We start from the raw sequence: 13540 nt of genomic DNA, 5'->3' as shown, positions 1-13540 counted from the left end.
ACTACTTCGCCGACTGACTGCGCCAGCGGGCGTGGTGGAAGATCGGTTCGACGGCGACGACGCAGAGCGCGTGCATGGGCTGGTCCGTGCGTCGGGGGTCGAAGAATCCGGCCATGTCACCGAGGAAGCTTTCGCCGTGCCGGTGGATGTGCGGGTCTCGGGCGACGCGGTCGCCGAGGTCGGTGAGCCAGTCCCCGATCCAGAAGAGGAGTTCGGCGCGTGCGGTGATGGTGATCGTCCCGGCGTGCTCGGCGAACCGTGCGGGGTGCCGATCCGTACGACGGCGAACGTCGTCGGGACGGTCGGGTGGACGTGCGGCGGGGGCGGTCACCTGCAAGGGCGCCGAAGAGCGGCGCATGCCGCGCCGCAGATCAGGCCAGTCGGAGGGGCGCAGTCCCGTGTCCTCGCGGGCCAGGAGGGTGGGCAGCGCGGGGGTGTCGCCGCCCGCGAGGGCCGTGGGCCGGGAGCCCGGCGGGAGCGGGATGTGGACAGCGCTGCGTGAGCTCGTCGCGGCGACGCGGAACAGAGCGCCGAGTCGAAGGAGATCGGCGCGGCCGGCCTTCAGATATCCCACTCGGTGGTGGGGAGGGTGGAGGAACGTGTTGCGGAGCATGGGACCGGTGCTCAGTATCCGGCTGAGCCCGGATCCCGGACGGGCCACAGGATGGCTCGTCACCCGCAACCGCATCCGGCCATCCCCAACCCCCATGCGGCAAGTACAACAGGTGAGACCCGTGCCCTCACACTCCTTTTCTCCGTCCGCCTCCGAACCCGGCGGGACCGATCGCGCCGGCGCGCCCACGACCGGAGGGCACAAGGGCTCCCGGCGCCGGCCGACCGCTCCGTCGGGGCCCGACGGATTGCGGCTGCGGACCGCGGGCGTACTCTGAGGTTCTGGAGACTGAGACCCGTGCCGACGGCCTTTGCGGGTCCTTCCGCAGGCGAGCGGATCCACCCCATGAAAGCTGACCAGTACCCGGCCATCTCGGACTACGCCTTCCTCAGCGACGGGCACTCACTCGCGCTGATCGGGCGCGACGCATCGGTGGAATGGGCGTGTTTCCACCGGTACGACGCGGCGCCCGTCTTCGCCCGTCTCCTCGACCGGAGGAAGGGCGGGTATTTCCGCATCGCGCCGACCTCGCCGTTCGAGACGAGCCGGCGCTATCTGCCGGACACCAACGTCCTGGAGACCACGTTCCGGACGGCGGACGGGGTCGTGACCGTCACCGACTGCCTCCCGGTCCGCGAAGACCCCGCGCATCCCGGCCGCCCGGCGAGGCCGTGGCCGGGGCACGTGCTCCAGCGGCATGTGCGCGGTGTGTCCGGTGCGGTCGAGATGGCCGTCGAGTTCTTCCCGACGTTCGACTTCGCACGGTCACCGGCCGCCTTCTCCCTCGTGGAGGACGCGGGCGATACCAGCGTCCTGCGGGCGTACGGCGGGGCGGAGGCGCTCGTCCTGCGCAGCGGCCTCGGCAGCCTGGAGCCGGCCCCGGAGGTTCCCGGCGACGCGGCCGACGCCGGCGACGCCGACGACGCGGACGGAGCGGAGGACGCAGACGACGCGGCCGACTCGGACGATGCGAACGGCGCGGACGGTTGCCCGGGCCACGTGTCCCGGGCGGTGGTCACCGCCGGCTCCGAGTCCGTCGTCACCCTCGTCCGCACAGGGGCGGGTGACCCGGTCCCCGGGCCGCTGTCCCTACGGGAACTCGACGACCGGCTCGCCGAGACCGTCACGTACTGGCGCGCGTGGGCGGCCCGCTGCACCTACCGGGGCCCCTACCGCGATGCCGTCGTCCGGAGCCTGCTCGTCCTCAAGGGGCTGATTTACGCCGAGACCGGAGCGATCGTCGCCGCGCCCACCACGTCGCTGCCCGAGGAGATCGGCGGGGAGCGCAACTGGGACTACCGCTACACCTGGCTGCGTGACGCCGCGGCCATGCTCGCCGCCCTCGCCGGGAGCGGCTACCCGGACGAGGCCCGGCACTTCTGCGACTGGCTGATCGACGCGACCTCCGGCGCCGCGAAGGAGCTCCGGGTTCTGTACGGGATCGCCGGAGAGCGCGAGCTCGACGAGGTGTGCCTGGACCATCTGGAGGGCTACCGGGGCTCGCGCCCCGTGCGCGTAGGCAACGGGGCGTGGGAACAGTTCCAGCTCGACGTCTACGGCGAGCTGCTCGCGGCGCTGGACCTCGCGATGCACTTGCGCGGCGACGACTACCGCCCGGAACGGGCGGTGTTCGTGCACGACGTCGTCGAACTGGCGGTGGCCCGATGGCGGGAGGCGGACGAAGGCATCTGGGAGGTCCGCTCCGGGCGCCGGCACTACGTGTTCTCCAAACTCATGGCGTGGATCGGACTCGACTCCGCGATCCGCATGCTCGACCGCCGCCCGGACCAGGTGCGCGGCCCGGAACTGCGCAGGCGCTGGGTGCGCGAGCGGGAGGAGATCCGGGCCGAGATCGAACGCCGGGGCGTGGACCCCGCGACCGGTGCGTTCGTGCAGGCGTTCGGCAGTGTGGCGCCGGACGCCACGGCCCTGCAGGCGATCCTGCGCGGATTCGTGGCTCCGGGCGATCCCCGGGCTGCGGCCACCGTCGACCTGATCGACGCGGAGCTCACGAGGGACGGCCACGTCTACCGGTACCACGGGGGCGACGGACTGAAGGGCGGGGAGGGGAGCTTCGTCCTGTGCACGCTCTGGCTGGCCAGTGCGCTGGCCTACCTGGGCCGCATGGAGGAGGCCGAGCAGCGGCTCGGCCTGGTTCTGGGCTGCGCGAACGACCTCGGCCTGCTCGCGGAGGAGTACGACCCGCTCACGCGCAGCCAGCTCGGCAACTTCCCGCAGGGCTTCAGCCACCTCGGCGTCATCGCGACGGCGTACGTCATCGAGGTCGCCAAGCGGCAGAGCGAAGATCCCGGGCCGTCCTCCGTGGCGGAGGACTACATCGACAAGCTGGCCCGGATCAGGCGCGCGACGGCATGACCGGGATGCCCACGGCAGGACGGGTCGGCTCCGTCGGCTCCACCGTCACTTCAAGGCGCGCCTGGCGTCCCACGTTTCCGGGGCGGTGGGCTGTGTCGGGGGAGCATGGTGGGATGACCACTGATCATCCTGCCGAGCGGGACGGTACCGGGCACGACCGGTTCGCCGCGTTCTCGGACCGGGCGGCGAATGTGACCGGCTCGCCGTTGTTCTATCTCCTGTGCGTGCTTCTGGTCTTGGGCACGGTCGTGCTGCACTTCATGCATCTGCCGCTGTCCTGGTTGATCTTCGCTGGGGACGTCATGACGTCGGTCAGCCTTCTGCTGCTTGCGCTGCTGAAGAACGCCGAACGGCGTGATACGCACGCCGTGCAGCGCAAGCTGGACGCGATCGCGGCGGCGCTGCTGGAACAGCGCGAAGGCACGAGCCGGGAAGCGGCCGAGGCGCTGCGGCGTGCCATCGGTACGACCGGGAAGCGGTGAGTGCTGCGGCGCGCGTGGACGCCGTGATGCGTCGGGCGGGGCGGGGGAGTGGCCGGTCTTCGAGCGGATCGTGCCGTACGGCCTCGCCCGGGCGCCGGGCCGGCCGTATCCGCGGACGGGCCACGACTACCCGCGGACTCGCCTGCGGGTCAGGACCCGAGCTCGAAGACCCGGCCGGTCTCCGCGCCCTCGATGGAGCGCACGTAGGCCTGTGCCACCTCTGCGAGGCCCACCGGGGCGAAGCCGGGGAAGAAGTCCCCGTACACGTCCAGGGCTTCGGTGAACACCGTCGGGCTGACCGCGTTGATCCGCTGCGGTGCGATTTCGATCGCGGCGGCCCGTACGAACGCCTCCACCGCGCCGTTCGCCAGCGAGGCCGCCGTGCCCGTCACGATCGGGCTGCGCGCGAGCACCCCGGTGATCAGCGTGAAGGAGCCACGCGGCGACAGCCGGTCCAGGCCCTGGCGGACCAGCTCGACCTGGCTGAGTACCTTGCCCTTGAAGGCGTCGGTCCAGTCCTGCGGGGTCATCTCGGCCACCGGCCGGTACGGGACCGAACCGGCGGCGCTCGCCACCGCGTCCAGGTGGCCGTCCCGCCCGGCGGCTTCGTACAGGGCGGCGATCTGCGCCGGGTCCGTGATGTCGTACCGCAGGTCGCCGCTGGAACGCCCGGCGGTGACGACCTCGTGGCCGCGGCTGGTGAGCGCCTGGTGCACGGCCGTGCCGAGGAGGCCGCCTGCGCCGATCAGAAGGATTCGCATGCGCTCGATGCTAGGCATCCTTCCCGCGGGCAGGGAAATACCTTCCATACAGGAGTTATGCTTTGTGGTCATGAATGTCGAGCTCAGGCACCTGCGCGCGCTGGCCGCCATCGGCGACGAGGGGTCCATCACCGGCGCCGCGGCGGTCCTGGGGATCAGCCAGCCCGCCCTGTCGAGGACGCTGGACCAGCTGGAGCACCGCGTCGGCACCCGTCTCGTGGAACGGACGACGCGCCGCCTCGCCTTCACCGCCGCAGGCGAGCGTCTGAAGGAACGCGCCCAGCGCATCCTCGGCGAGCTCGACGACGCGCTCGCCGAAGCGGCCCGGTCCACGCGGCCCCTGCGCATCGGCTTCGCATGGGCAGCCCTCGGCGAACACACCGTGGATCTCCTGCGCGGGTGGCGCCAGGACCACCCCGGCACTCCGGTCGAGGTCCACCACCTGGCGGACCCCTACACCGCCCTTCTCCGTGGGTCTGTCGACGTCGTGTTCCTGCGCGCGCTGCCCGAGAGGACAGCGCCTGACCTGGCCGTCCTGCCGCTTTACAGCGAACCGCGCGTCGCCGCCGTGAGCCGGGACGACCCCCTGGCGACCCGCCCCGAAGTCGCCCTCCGCGACCTGGCCGGCCGGACCGTCGTGCTGTGCGCGACGGCCGCGACCACCAGCAGCGCCCTGTGGCCGGCCGGCAGCAGTCCGGCAGCCACCCGGGTCGTCTCCAACGTGGACGAGTGGCTCACCTCCATCGCCACCGGCGAGGCCGTCGGCATCACCGCCGAGGCCACCCGCCACAGCCATCCCCTTCCGGCGGTGCGCTACCTCCCGCTCACCGACGCCGGGCCCGTCACGGTCCACTTCCTGGCGCCGGCCGTCCCCGGACACCCGGCCACCGCGGCATTCCGGGCCCATGTGTGTGACGTGCTTCCCACCGCGGGGACCGCGGTGCCCGTTCTCGGCCGGAAGGGTGTCAGAGCCTGAAACAGGTCGCGCCGGGATCGGTAGCGGACGTAGCCGATCCGGTGTCGGTTGTTGCAGTACGGCCAGCGGTAGAGCGGGTCGGGCTCGGATGCCGACCGGCCGTGGAACTGGCACGGCGGGGGCGGCCTTGACCGTCGCGGTCTTCGCGGCCCCGCTCGCGGCCGGCCAGCGGCACACCACCTTCGGGGCGGATACACAGGCAGGCTGCGCGTCCTGCGGACAGTTCGCTTCCCTCCAGGGCCTCTTTGCGGGGCAGCGCTCTCGGACACTCGAGTCCGGCGGGCCGGTCCGGCGGATCGAAGCGGACTTCGGGGTCCTGTGCGAGTCCCAGCGCGACACCCAGGACTCCGGACCGCGGCGGCCGGGGCGAGGCTGCCCGGCCCCGGCTCCGCCGCGTGGCGTCGCAATTGCGTCAGTGCCGGCAGGAAGGCCTGACACGGAGCAGCTCGGTCCGCAGTGCGGGTGTGCCGTCGACGGGTGCCGGGTCCTCCGCGGTCGGCGTGATTCCTCCGGCGGCGGTTTTGTCGAGTGTCGCCAGGCCGTCGGGGCCGACCGTGCCGAACACCGTGTAGTTCGGGCGCAGTGCGGAGTCGCCGTAGACGACGAAGAACTGTGAGCCGTTCGTGTTCGGACCGGCGTTGGCCATCGCCAGCAGGCCGCGCCCGTACAGGCGGCGCGCGCCGGTCGGATCCGTCGGTGCGGGCGGCAGATCCACGGGCAGTTCGTCCTTGTACTTGTACCCGGGCCCTCCCTCACCGGTACCGGTCGGGTCGCCGCACTGCAGGACCTTCAGAGTCGGATACGCCGTCAGACGGTGGCACACCGTCCGGTCGTAGAACCCGTGCCGTGCCAAGTGCAGGAAACTCTGGACCGTGCACGGCGCCTTGGCCTGGTCCAAACGCAGCGGGAGCGGGCCCTGGCTGGTCGAAACGGCCATGTCAACCGTGCCGCGGCTGGGGGTGCGCCGCGGGTCGGGCGGCAGCGGAACAGGACGCGCGGGCGGCTCGTCCGGGGTCTGTGTGTACTGGCAAGGGCCGTGCGTGGTGCGCGGCGGAGCGCCGTCGGAAGCGGTGGCGGCACTCGCACCGGACACGACTAACGTCACGGCCGCGAATGTGCTGATCAATGCTCGGTTCATCTTGTGCGCCCTCCTGATGATCGCCAGGTTCTGGAGCGGTCGCAGTCTAGGGCGTGGTGTGGTCGGCGGGAATGGCGCATCAGGTGGCCGGGGCCGGTGAAGGCTCGGGCGGTGGGGTGCGGGCGAGTCCTACCCTTCATGTGCTTGGGTGCGGGCCGTCGCAGGGACGGCCCGCACCCGCGTTCGCGCTTCGGCACGCGACCGGGGACGGTCAGGGGGTGGTGCAGATGACGAATGCGCTGACCTTCGCCGAATCGGTGGCGGTGGGGCTGTACCTGCCGCTCCAGTACCAGGTCGAGTCGATGGCGAATGACCGGGAGACGGTGAAGAGGACGGAGGTGCTGTAGCCGCCTCCGCCGGTGGGTACCTCACCGGGTGGACACGTTGCCGTGACGGTCTTCTCCTGCCCCGCAGTGACGTACGACTCCAGACCGTTGACCTGGTGGAAAGGAGCTGCGAGAGCCACGGTGGCGCTGGTGGCGACGGCAAGGGCAGCGGCAGAGAGCGTGAAGAGGGCACGCGGAATCTGGGACCGAGGTGTCATGGGGCGTCCTTAGGGTGGTCCGGAACTTGGCGATCACCCATCCGATTTCCCGATCTTGGTACTGATGTTCATGATGTTCCGGGAACGTCACCCGAACCAGCGACATCACGGTCAACTGTCTGACCTGCGCCTGTTGGCTACGGCCCGTGAGGCCGGCCCACGCCTGATCCGTCGGTGACGTCACTGCACCCTGCGGCCACCGCGACCGTGCGTGCTTCCAGCGGCTGGCCCCGTGCCCCGGAAGCACCGGAGGCGGTGCGGGGCGCGGACGTACCCGAGCAGACGGTCGACCGAGGCGGTGTCGGCAGGGCAGACTCGGGTGAGAGGGAAAGGGGCGGGCGATGACCGCACTGCCGATGGACCGGCACGAAGGCGAGCGGGTGGCACGCAACGCGGACGGGATCGCGGCCGCGCTGTCGGGCGGCCAGCGGATGGAGTTCTACCGTGAACTCCTGGCCGCTGCCCCGGAGCAGGCCAAGGGCGTGCTCCTGCGCTGGTGGGGCCAGGCGATGCTCGACACCGATCCGGACGCCGACCCGCGAGCCGACGCCGTGCTGGCCGGCACGGTGGCCACCGTCTCGCTGGGCGACCTGCTGGCGCGTCGTCGGGCGGCGGGGCTGCCCGTTGAGTGAGCCGTACGACGAAGGCCTGCCGTGCGTCCTGTCCGAGAACGTCTCCCGGCTGATGATGGACCCGTCGCTGCCCCCGGACGTGTTCGGCGCCATCGTGGCCGCCGTGATCACCATCGGCGAGACCGGCGGCATGGTTTTGGGGAGCACGGCGTCGCCGCGGCGCCCGCACCAACGGCGCCTCCCGCTCGGGATCGAGGGCGAACTGGGAATCGCCGAGTACGTCATCAACCGCGACGAAGATCCACCGCAGATCGTGATCACACACGTCCTGGTGTTCTGAACGACCGCCCTGGGGAACGGCCTTCGCGCGGGCCGGCCCCCGGGCGGCACTGCCTTCGGGGGCTCCGACGGCACCAGGGGATGGGCCGGGAGAGCCGTCGGGCCTGATCGAAGCGGTGCCGGAGAGAAGTCGCCGGGTAAGTGCGTTGTTCTTGAATGGTCGTTCATGTATTTTCTTCTTGTGCCCAGACCCCGAGAGTTCGAGCCTGACGCCGTCCTGAACGTGGCCATGCTGCGGTTCTGGGAGCGCGGATACCGGGCCGTCTCCGTCGAGGATCTGGTCAAGGCGACCGGAGTGAAACCCGGCAGTCTCTACAGCGCGTTCCCCGGCGGCAAGCGTGCGCTGTTCCTGAAGTCGCTGGAGCGGTACTCGAACCTGGTCGTCCCCCAGAAGCTGGGCGAGTTGGAGGCTCCGAACGCCTCCGTGGGCGAGATTCACGGCTACTTCGACGGACTGGTGCGCGATCTGCTCAGCCCCGAGGGCCGGCAGGGCTGCCTGCTCGTCAACACGGCGATCGAGAACGCCGCCGAGGACGACGAGGCGGCTGCCGTCGTCCGCGGACATCTGGCCCGGCTGGAGCGGTGCATGACCCACGCACTGGAGAACGCGCTCCGCAGGGGGCAGGTGCGCCCCTCGCTGGACTGTTCCGGGAGCGCCAAGCTCCTGGTCGCCACCTGCCAGGGGCTCATGGTCGTCGGAAAGGCCAACCCGGACGAGACGCTCTTGCGTGCGATCGTCGACAACGCCTTCGCTGCTCTCGCCTGAGAGCGAGGCGCACGGGCCACCGTACGCGGTGGCCCTTTTCTCCGCGCCGATAGTTGAATGACTGCTCAAGAATGGAGTCGGTACATGAAGGCCATCGTCATCTCCGCCCACGGCGGACCAGAGGTTCTCACCCTCACCGAACTGCCCGACCCCGTGCCCGCAGACGGCGAAGTGCTGATCCGGGTCAGGGCGTTCGGCCTCAACCACGCCGAGGTCTACATGCGCAGCGGCGCCTGGGGGAAGGTCGCAGCCGTCCCCGGCATCGAGTGCGCCGGGGTGGTGGAGGTCGACCCTTCCGGTCAACTCCCCATCGGGACACGGGTCGTGGCGATCCTCGGCGGCATGGGGCGGACCCGCAACGGAAGCTACGCGGAGCTGGTGACCGTACCGGCGACCAACGTGGTGGCCGTCCGCTCGACGCTGGACTGGGCCGATCTCGCGGCGGTTCCCGAGGTGTACGCGACGGCGTGGAGCGGCCTGTTCGGCAATCTGGACCTGCAGCCCGGCGAGACCGTCCTGGTGCGCGGAGCGACTTCCTCGCTCGGCCAGGCCGCGGTCAACCTGGCGGTCGACCACGGGGCGACCGTCCTCGCCACGACCCGGGACCCGCTGCGGGCGCCCCTGCTGAAGGAGCTCGGGGCCGCGGACGTCCTCATCGACGACGGCGCGCTCGCCACCCAGGTCGCGGAGCGGGGGATCGGCGTGGACGCGGTGTTCGACGTCGTCGGCAACAGCGTCCTGCGTGACTCGCTGGCCCTGGTCCGGCCGCGCGGCCGGGTCTGCCAGCTCGGCTTCCTGGGCGGATTCGAGCCCGTACGCGACTTCGACCCGATCGCCGACCTCCCCAGCGGAGTCCGGCTCAGCTTCTTCGGCAGCGCCTTCGCCCTGGGCACCCCCGCATTCCCGCTCGGCGACGTGCCGTTGGACGAGATGTACGGCAAGGTCGAGGCCGGCGTCCTGCGGGCCCGTCCCGCGAGGGTCTTCCGGTACGAGGAGATCGTCGAGGCCCACCGGGCCATGGAGGCCGGAGCAGCCCTCGGGAAGATGGTCGTCACCGTCGACTGAGACGCCGGACCTTCCGTCAGCCCACCAGCGGGGGCGGCGACTCCGGGCGGGATCCGCACTGCCGCGCGGATCCCACCCGGCGGTTCGCCGCCCGGCAACCGTCAGCGCGCCAGGTGCACGAAGTGCCGGGCCGTCGTCTGCCAGGTGTCGTACGGCCAGCCGGACGTCCAGGCCGCCCGGGCACTGCGGGACGACCTCGATCCCCTTCGGGATCCAAGGACCCGGCTGCCCGTCGAGGACCAGGACACGCCGCTCGGCCGGGGTCGCCAGGACCGTCGCGAGGCTGTCCTGGAGCGAGGCGAGGGCCAGGCCGAGCAGTGCCTCGCGGCGGGCGACCCGCAGCGGTCCGAGGTGGTGCAGCCGCAGGCCGGTGCGGCGGCGCAGCATGCGGGCCAGGGCGAGGTTCCCGGCGCGGGGGGCGAGCAGCTCGGCGTGGCAGGCCGCGCCGAAGCCGCGTACGGGTTCGCTCACCACCGTGGCACCGAGGGAGCGGGCGATGTCGGCCGAGCCGTCGGTGGAGCCGTTGTCGACGACGATGGCCCGCCACCCGGCCGGCTCCCGGGATCAGCCGGTCACACCCGCCGACTCGCGCTGGCCGGCCCGCGCGAACTCGGCCATGCCGTCGGCGAAGCCGACCGAAGGACCCCAGCCCAGCTCCTTGCGCAGCCGGGCCGAGTCGGCGGTGATGTGCCGTACGTCGCCGAGGCGGAACTCGCCCGTCACCACCGGGGCGGGACCGCCGTGAGCGCAGGCCAGCGCGACCGCCATCTCGCCGACCGTGTGCGGTTCCCCGCTGCCGGTGTTGAAGGCGGTGAGCGCGCCCGCCTGCCGGGTACCGACCGCCTCCAGCGCCACCGCATTGGCCGCGGCCACGTCCGTGACGTGGACGAAGTCCCTTCGCTGCGCTCCGTCCTCGTAGACCCGGGGCGCCTCGCCCCGGGCGAGCGAGGAGCGGAAGAAGGAGGCCACCCCGGCGTACGGGGTGTCGCGCGGCATGCCCGGCCCGTACACGTTGTGGTAGCGCAGCGACACCGCCCGACCCTCCACGCACCGGGCCCAGCTCGCCGCGAGGTGCTCCTGGGTCAGCTTCGTCGTCGCGTACACGTTCCGCGGATCCGTCGGGGCGTCCTCGGCGACCAGGCCCGGAGCGAGTTCGGCTCCGCAGTCGGGGCAGCGGGGCTCGAACCGGCCCGCCGTCAGGTCCTCGGTCCGACGCGGCCCGGGGCGTACCGTTCCGTGCCGTTCGCACGTGTACCGGCCTTCCCCGTAGACGACCATCGATCCGGCGAGCACGAGCTCGCGCGTCCCGGCGGCTGCCATCTCCGCGAGCAGCACCGCCGTCCCGAGGTCGTTGCAGCCGACGTAGTCCGGGGCGTCCGCGAAGTCCTTGCCGAGGCCGACCATGGCCGCCTGGTGGCAGACCGCGTCGATTCCGCGGAGTGCGGCTCTGACGGCGTCGGCGTCCCGTACGTCGGCTCGCACGAACTCGGCATCGGGCAGGGGGGGTGTGCCGGGGTGGGCGGCGGGGAGCAGGGCGTCGAGGACGACGGGCTCGTGCCCGCGGGCCGTGAGGGCGGAGACGATGTGGGAGCCGATGAACCCGGCCCCTCCGGTGACGAGTACGCGCATGCCGAGGACGCTACGCAGTGCGCGGCTCCCGGAGGCTCTCCCACGCGTGCACGTAAGACTTCCGTCATAGGGGAGCGCTGGGAACGGCAACCGGGGCGTTACGGTCGTTGACGCGCGCTGGGACTCGGTGCGGGGCCTTCAGCGCGGGTACCTGAGCGCGTGTACCCGAATGGTGACCGAGGTGGCCTTTCCGGTGCCGGCTCGTTCATCGCCATCCGTCCTCCCTGTGCGGTGGACGGCTCACGGGATGCACCGCGTGGCGTGGTGCACCGGAGCCGTCGACCACGCTCCCGATGTGGAAGCGGACGCGGCGGCCGGTACCGCCCTCATCGTCGTCGGAGCCGCCGGGAGACCACTCCAGGACCGCCGTGCCGGACAGGTGCACGGTGCGCCCCGTGGCGAAATCGGCGAACAGCAGGGCCGCGGCGCTGTCGACGGCCAGATTTCCGAGGCTGTTGAACATGTTGTTGCCGGGGTAGTCGGGCCACCAGAGGCTGTCGCCCTCGACGCGGACGAAGCCGGGCGACCCACCGCGGTGCGAGGCGTCGTTGCCGCGCTCCGGATGGGTGGTGCCCAGGAAGAAGGTGTCGGCCGCGCGGATGAGGCGGGCCTGATCGGACGCCAGGGAGGCGGCGTACCGCAGCGGGGAGCGGTGTCCGCCCTCGGCTGCAGAGGGCCCGGGTCGGAGGTGACGCCGCTGGATGTACTGGGGGCAGTTGCCGTACGCCTGATCGACTTGGAGCGTCAGGCCGTCCTCATCCGCGGTGGTGAGCGTCCCGTTGACCCGGAAGCGACGGCGGGTGGCGAAGTCGATGGCCAGCAGACCGATCGGTTGACCGGGAGAGAGCCCGTGGAGTGGGTCGTCCGCGGCAGGTGCGGTGCGCACGCGTAGGGCGGATGCCGCGATGACGTCCAAGACGCCGGGCGGTCCGGTCAACGGTGAGATCCACAGCCTGCCGGAGCCGTCGCGTGCCGTGAGCGCGGCGAGTGTGCGTTCGGCGAGGAACTTGGCCGCCCCGCCGCGCAGGTCGGGTGGGCCGAGCATGCCGGAGAGACGGTCGGCCTGTGCGCGTACGCCGGCCTGCTGCTGTACGGCGAGCTCGCCGGGGTGGAAGCCCGCGGGTGGCGTTTCGTTCGATCTGCTCATGGCCATCTCCTGAAGGTGGCGGGACGGATGGCGAGCAGCGGGGTCGCCGGGGCGGTCGTCCCGGTGGCGGGGTCGATCAGGGTGAGCCTCGGCATGCTCGTGGCCCTTCTGCGTGGAGAGGGCGACACCGACACGATCATTCTAATGGTTGGCATGCGCCCTTGCCGTTATAACGATAGGTGTCTGCCTTCAGGGAAGTCAAATGGTTCGCAGCTCCTTCAACCATTAGGTCCCTGGTAGGGTGGATGGCGTGGACAGCACAGACCCCGCTACGAGCGCACCGCTGCTCGGCGAACCGCTCCCGATCGAGCTGATGAACACGGTCTGGGCCGATCGGGACGGCGCACACGACGCGATCGCCGACCCCGACGGAGCCGTCGCATGGCTGCGGGCCGTCGGCCCCCGGGTGACACCCTCCGCTCCCGAGGTGGGTGCCTGGCTCGACGCCGAACAGCCCGCGGGAGTGGAAGAGACCGCCGCTCGCCTGCGCGGCTTGAGGGACGCACTGCGAAGGCTCGCCGCCGAAGCGACCGAGGACTCCCGGCCGGACGCGCAGTCGGCGTTCGCCACCCGGGACGCCGCGCTCGCGGCACTGAACGAGGCATGCAGGGCGACGCCGGTGTGGGCGACGCTCCACTGGCCTTCGGGTGGGGACCCGACCCGCATCGTGCGTACCGGCGGCGCCGCGGGGCAGGCGGTGGTCGCCATGCTGGCCGGACAAGCCGTCGACCTGTTCACGGGCGACCTGCGGCCGCAGATGCGTGCCTGCCTGGCACCGGGCTGCGTGCTCTACTTCGTGAAACAGCACCCCCGTCGCGAATGGTGCTCGGCCGGCTGCGGCAACCGCGCCCGTGTCGCCCGCCACTACCGGCGCCACCGGGTCACCAAGACCGACCCCGAGTCCTGAGCGCAGGCTCTCCGATGAAGGTCGACGTGCTGACCGAGGCCGTCGTCGCGGACCCGTACGGAGACCACCCACACCTGCGACCCGTACGGAGACCACCCACACCCGCGAGCCGTACGGGGAGGACTCGGGCCGCACCCGCATGACGCTGCGCAACCGGGGTGAGCCCAGCGGATCCGCCTCCGCCTCCGCCTCCGTGATGGCGGCTGCCGTCCTGCGCGGTGCGGG

13 protein-coding genes and 1 pseudogene are annotated in these 13540 nt (G+C 71.6%); 8 read left to right on the top strand and 6 right to left on the bottom strand.

Annotation, left to right across the window (positions count from 1 at the left end; all coding sequences use genetic code 11):
* Position 1 precedes the first annotated feature (1 nt).
* A complete protein-coding gene (locus ACFY1T_RS16930) occupies positions 2-574 on the bottom strand; it encodes a hypothetical protein (RefSeq protein ID WP_390788803.1) in 573 nt (190 codons plus the stop codon).
* 384 nt (positions 575-958) lie between these two features.
* On the opposite strand from ACFY1T_RS16930, the gene ACFY1T_RS16925 reads away from it, so the two are divergent.
* Entirely contained in the window at positions 959-2989 is a 2031-nt protein-coding gene (locus ACFY1T_RS16925) for a glycoside hydrolase family 15 protein (RefSeq protein ID WP_390788802.1), read from the top strand.
* Positions 2990-3102: 113 nt separating this feature from the next.
* Positions 3103-3471 carry a low affinity iron permease family protein gene (locus ACFY1T_RS16920; protein ID WP_390788801.1) on the top strand — a complete coding sequence of 123 codons (369 nt, stop codon included), beginning with the start codon at positions 3103-3105 and terminating at the stop codon, positions 3469-3471.
* A gap of 149 nt (positions 3472-3620) precedes the next feature.
* On the opposite strand, the gene ACFY1T_RS16915 is transcribed toward ACFY1T_RS16920, so the two are convergent.
* Positions 3621-4232, bottom strand: a complete 612-nt coding sequence (locus tag ACFY1T_RS16915) for a short chain dehydrogenase (RefSeq protein WP_390788800.1) — start codon at positions 4230-4232, stop codon at positions 3621-3623.
* Positions 4233-4302: 70 nt separating this feature from the next.
* On the opposite strand from ACFY1T_RS16915, the gene ACFY1T_RS16910 reads away from it, so the two are divergent.
* Complete coding sequence (locus tag ACFY1T_RS16910; protein WP_390788799.1) at positions 4303-5208, top strand: LysR substrate-binding domain-containing protein; 906 nt, start codon at positions 4303-4305, stop codon at positions 5206-5208.
* Between the two features lie 412 nt (positions 5209-5620).
* Here ACFY1T_RS16910 and ACFY1T_RS16905 read toward each other — a convergent pair whose 3' ends face one another.
* Positions 5621-6145 (bottom strand): peptidylprolyl isomerase, encoded by a 525-nt coding sequence (locus ACFY1T_RS16905; protein ID WP_390788798.1) that lies wholly within the window; start codon positions 6143-6145, stop codon positions 5621-5623.
* Positions 6146-7231: 1086 nt separating this feature from the next.
* On the opposite strand from ACFY1T_RS16905, the gene ACFY1T_RS16900 reads away from it, so the two are divergent.
* The 4 genes from ACFY1T_RS16900 to ACFY1T_RS16885 all read left to right on the top strand — a co-directional run bounded on the left by ACFY1T_RS16900 (position 7232) and on the right by ACFY1T_RS16885 (position 9632).
* Positions 7232-7522: a hypothetical protein gene (locus tag ACFY1T_RS16900; protein ID WP_390788797.1), complete on the top strand. Its 291-nt coding sequence runs from the start codon at positions 7232-7234 to the stop codon at positions 7520-7522.
* On the top strand, positions 7515-7802 hold the full coding sequence (locus ACFY1T_RS16895) for a hypothetical protein (RefSeq protein WP_390788796.1): 288 nt from the start codon (positions 7515-7517) through the stop codon (positions 7800-7802). Before ACFY1T_RS16900 ends, ACFY1T_RS16895 begins: the two co-directional genes overlap by 8 nt.
* A 180-nt stretch (positions 7803-7982) precedes the next feature.
* Positions 7983-8567 (top strand): TetR/AcrR family transcriptional regulator, encoded by a 585-nt coding sequence (locus tag ACFY1T_RS16890; protein ID WP_390788795.1) that lies wholly within the window; start codon positions 7983-7985, stop codon positions 8565-8567.
* 84 nt (positions 8568-8651) lie between these two features.
* Positions 8652-9632: a zinc-binding dehydrogenase gene (locus ACFY1T_RS16885; RefSeq protein ID WP_390788794.1), complete on the top strand. Its 981-nt coding sequence runs from the start codon at positions 8652-8654 to the stop codon at positions 9630-9632.
* 300 nt (positions 9633-9932) lie between these two features.
* Here ACFY1T_RS16885 and ACFY1T_RS16880 read toward each other — a convergent pair.
* The 3 genes and pseudogenes from ACFY1T_RS16880 to ACFY1T_RS16870 form a co-directional block, all read right to left on the bottom strand.
* Positions 9933-10196, bottom strand: a pseudogene (locus ACFY1T_RS16880) (glycosyltransferase); the annotation flags it as partial.
* Positions 10197-11261 carry an NAD-dependent epimerase/dehydratase family protein gene (locus ACFY1T_RS16875; RefSeq protein WP_390788793.1) on the bottom strand — a complete coding sequence of 355 codons (1065 nt, stop codon included), beginning with the start codon at positions 11259-11261 and terminating at the stop codon, positions 10197-10199.
* 205 nt (positions 11262-11466) lie between these two features.
* Complete coding sequence (locus ACFY1T_RS16870; RefSeq protein WP_390788792.1) at positions 11467-12408, bottom strand: pyridoxamine 5'-phosphate oxidase family protein; 942 nt, start codon at positions 12406-12408, stop codon at positions 11467-11469.
* 250 nt (positions 12409-12658) lie between these two features.
* Between ACFY1T_RS16870 and ACFY1T_RS16865 the strand changes: the two genes are divergently transcribed.
* Positions 12659-13315 (top strand): CGNR zinc finger domain-containing protein, encoded by a 657-nt coding sequence (locus tag ACFY1T_RS16865; protein ID WP_390788791.1) that lies wholly within the window; start codon positions 12659-12661, stop codon positions 13313-13315.
* Positions 13316-13540: the final 225 nt, after the last annotated feature.

The sequence above is a fragment of the Streptomyces sp. NPDC001194 genome (assembly GCF_042896985.1).
Lineage (GTDB): Bacteria > Actinomycetota > Actinomycetes > Streptomycetales > Streptomycetaceae > Streptomyces.
The sequence above is the reverse complement of the archived record's forward strand: the minus strand, read 5'-3'. Positions and strand labels throughout refer to the sequence as shown.